The sequence below is a fragment of the Streptomyces sp. NPDC056061 genome (assembly GCF_042266885.1).
In the GTDB taxonomy this organism is placed as follows: Bacteria; Actinomycetota; Actinomycetes; order Streptomycetales; family Streptomycetaceae; genus Streptomyces.
Map to the genome: position 1 here is coordinate 1 of NZ_JBHJWQ010000084.1, position 2,811 is coordinate 2,811.

The 2,811-nt window shown below is 68.0% G+C and carries 3 protein-coding genes; all 3 read left to right on the forward strand.

Annotated features, from left to right (window positions below; translation table 11 throughout):
- Window positions 1-36: 36 nt before the first annotated feature.
- Complete coding sequence (locus ACFC79_RS38130) at window positions 37-942, forward strand: carbohydrate ABC transporter permease (protein ID WP_376249859.1); 906 nt, start codon at window positions 37-39, stop codon at window positions 940-942.
- A gap of 2 nt (window positions 943-944) precedes the next feature.
- Window positions 945-1,910, forward strand: coding sequence for a carbohydrate ABC transporter permease (locus tag ACFC79_RS38135; RefSeq protein ID WP_376249855.1), 966 nt, complete (start codon window positions 945-947; stop codon window positions 1,908-1,910).
- Between the two features lie 6 nt (window positions 1,911-1,916).
- A partial coding sequence (locus ACFC79_RS38140) for an NAD-dependent epimerase/dehydratase family protein (RefSeq protein WP_376249857.1) occupies window positions 1,917-2,811 on the forward strand: 895 nt, incomplete at its 3' end.

Below are 2,811 nucleotides of genomic sequence, written 5' to 3' on the forward strand. Positions count from 1 at the left end.
CCCCACCCCTTTTCCCCGTACCGCAAGGAGATCCCCGTGGCAGTCGTCGCGGAACCCGCCCGCCGGGGCCGTCGCAGCGGGCCGCAGGCGCGCCGCGAGGCCCGGATCGGCCTGTTGTTCGTCCTTCCGTGTTTCCTGTTGTTCCTCGCTTTCCGGTTCGGTCCGGGCGTCGCCGGTGTGCTGATGAGCTTCACCGACTACTCCCTGACCGGCGGCGGCAGTTTCGTCGGGCTGGACAACTTCACCCGCCTGTGGGACGACCCGCTGTTCTGGCAGGCGCTGAAGGTCACCGTCCTGTACACCGTGCTGGCCGTGCCGGGCACGCTGATCGCATCGGTGTCGCTGGCACTGATCACCCGCCGTGCGTTCCGCGGCGCGAAGTTCTTCCGTTCGGTGTTCTTCCTGCCGGTGGTCACCTCGCTGGTGCTGGCCGCCACCGTGTTCGTGTGGATCTTCTCGACCGGCGGCCCGTGGTCCACGCTGATGGGCTGGTTCGGGATGTCCGAGGGCTCCTGGCTCTCCGACGACGTACTGGTGCTGCCCGCACTCGCGATCGTCGGCGTCTGGTCCCGGTTCGGGTACGGGATGCTGATCCTGCTGGCCCGGATGCAGGACATCCCGCGGGAGCTGGAGGAAGCAGCACTCACCGACGGCGCCGGACCCTGGCAGCGGTTCCGGCACATCGTGCTGCCGCAGCTCAAGCCCGCCCTGTTCTTCCTCGCCGTGATCGAGACGACGGCCTCCTTCCAGGTCTTCGACGCCGTCTACACGATGACCGGCGGCGGCCCCGCCAACGCCAGCTACACGCTCGTCTTCCAGCTCTACGACGCGGGCTTCAAGTACTTCGACCTGGGTTACGCCTCCGCCATCGGCGTCGCGCTGTTCGCGCTGACCGTGGTGGTCGCGGTGATCCAGCGGCTCGTGATCGGGAAGGACCAGTGACCATGACCGCAGCACCCGCCCAGACCGAAACCCCGCCCACCGGCACCGGCACCGGCCCCGGCACCGGCACCGTGGTGGCCGGCCGGGCCGCCCGCCGCGCCGAACGCCGACTGCGCAAGCTCTCGGAACAGGACACCGTCCCGCACGGCATGCGCCCCACCCGGGCCGGCCGGATCGGCCGCGCCGCCCTGCTCACCATCGCCGCACTCGTCACGGTCTTCCCGTTCTACGCGATGGTCGTCCTCTCACTGAAACCCTCCGCCGCGGTCGAGTTCCCCGGCAGCCTCCTGCCCTGGCCCCTGAGCGGCGACGCGTACGACACCGTCATGAACGCCCAGGACGTACCCCGCTGGCTGCTCAACACCCTGATCTACTCGGTCATCTCCGTGATCGGCGTACTGCTCCTCGCCTCCCTCGCCGGATACGCCTTCGCCAAGAAACGCTTCCCCGGCCGGGAAACAATGTTCTGGTCGTTCCTGTCGATGGTGATGGTCCCCTACCACGTCACAATGATCCCGACCTTCGCGATGATCGCGAAACTGGGCGGCGTGGACACCTACTGGGGCCTGATCCTGCCGACCCTGGCCAACGCCCAGGCCGTCTTCCTCATGCGCCAGTTCATCCAGGGCCTGCCCGACGAACTCTTCGAAGCCGCCCGCCTCGACGGCTGCAACGAATGGCAGATCTTCCACCGGATCGTACTGCCACTGCTCAAACCGATCCTCGCCACACTCGGCGTATTCGTCTTCCTGTGGCACTGGAACGACTTCCTGTGGCCACTGGTCATCGGCCAGTCCACCGACATGCGCACCCTCACCGTCGGCATCGCCTCGCTCCAGCAGCAGAACGTACCGCTCAACGTGGTCCTCTCCGGCTCCGTCATCGCGTTCGTGCCCATCTTCGCCGCATACATGGTGGGCCAGCGCTACTTCACCGAGGGCGTCACCGCGTCCGGAATCAAGGGATAACAACACATGTTCACCGACGAAGCCGCCCTCGAAGAACGGCTCGCCACCCCCTCCCCCGCCCTCACCACCGACCTGGGCCGCCTCCAGGGCGACCTGCTCATCCTCGGCGCCGGCGGCAAAATGGGCCCCAGCCTCTGCAAACTCGCCCGCCGCGCACTGGACACCGCAGGCCGCACCGACCTCACCGTCCACGCCGTCTCCCGCTGGTCCGACAAAGCCACCGCCCACGACCTCGAAGCAGCCGGCGTCTCCACCATCGCCTTCGACCTCATGAACCCCGCCGCCGACCTCGCCGAACTGCCCGACGCCGGAAACATCGTCTTCATGGTCGGCGCCAAATTCGGCTCCGCCGGCGCCCCCTCCCACGCCTGGGCCGTCAACGCCGCCATGCCCGACCGCGTGGCCCGCCGCTGGCCCGACGCGCGGATCGCCGCGTTCTCCACCGGCAACGTCTACCCACTGGTCCCCGTCTCCTCCGGCGGCTGCACCGAGAACGACCCCGTCGGCCCCGTCGGCGAATACGCCATGTCCTGCCTCGGCCGCGAACGCATCTTCGACCACGCAGCCCTCACCCGCGGCACCAAAATCACCAACATCCGCCTCAACTACGCCGTCGACCTCCGCTACGGCGTCCTCGCCGACATCGCCCACCGCGTACTCACAGGCGAACCCGTCGACATCACCACCGGCCACGCCAACGTCGTATGGCAGGGATACGCCAACGAAGTCGCCCTGCGATCCCTCCTCCACGCCACCAACGGTGAAGCATTCACCCTCAACCTCACCGGCCCCGAAACCGCACCCGTGCGCCGACTCGCCCACTGGTTCGGCGAGGAATTCGGCACCGAGCCGACGTTCAAGGGCGAAGAAGCACCGACCGCACTCCTCTCCGACGCGAGCC